1 protein-coding gene is annotated in these 816 nt (G+C 34.7%); it reads right to left on the reverse strand.

Features of this window, described 5'->3' with window-relative positions:
* On the reverse strand, window positions 1–816 hold an 816-nt coding region (locus KJR01_RS09600), incomplete at both ends, for an FTR1 family iron permease (RefSeq protein ID WP_214119012.1).

Genomic DNA, 816 nt, shown 5'->3' on the forward strand with positions numbered 1-816 from the left:
ACCAGGAATGATGACTTTTCCTTCTATGAGTTCGTCTATGCCTTTGCCTGTAAAAACAAAAACCATGTAAAAAATAATGTAAGAAGTGATATAGAAAAATTGTTTTACAGGTATGCGAATGGCTCCTGCTTTTAAAAGAAAATATAAAACAATAAGTATTAAAATTCCAAGTCCAAGTCCGCCAAAAACAGCACCAAAATCAGTGCTTGTTTTAGCATCAAAAAGCAAGGCTTGATAAAAAAGCACAGTTTCTGCACCTTCTCTATAAACAGCTAAAAATACGGTGATCCAAAGGGTTTTTGCACTATTATTTGATATAGCATCTATAGCACCTTGTTTGATAAAGCTTGTCCATTTTTTATTTTGTGCGTTTGAACGTAGCCAAAAGCCCACATAAAAGAGTAGTAATACGGCTATAAGCATGGTAATACCTTCTATAAGCTCTCTACTTTGACCTGCATTTTCTTTATATAGCAAAGAAACTCCAAAAGCTGTCATAAACCTTAAATTCACTCCTGTAAAACGCGCACTATAGGCGATATTTAGACGATTTTTGTTGCCACTTTGCACAAGATAAGAAACAATGGCTACAATGATAATCAAAGCTTCCAAGCCTTCACGCAAAATAATACCTAAAGCCCATATAAACAGCGAATAAGGAGTAGAATCTTGAATTTTATCCACGCTGCTGGCTATGAGTTGTTCTAAGTCATTAAAAGTAGCTTCAAGCTCTTTTTTATCTGTACCTGCTTTAATCAGTGCCATGCCTTTGGAAAATAAACTTTCTATTTTAAGTTTTAAGCCACTATCTACAGC

It is taken from the genome of Campylobacter sp. 2018MI10, from assembly GCF_018501175.1.
Classification (GTDB): Bacteria; Campylobacterota; Campylobacteria; order Campylobacterales; family Campylobacteraceae; genus Campylobacter_E.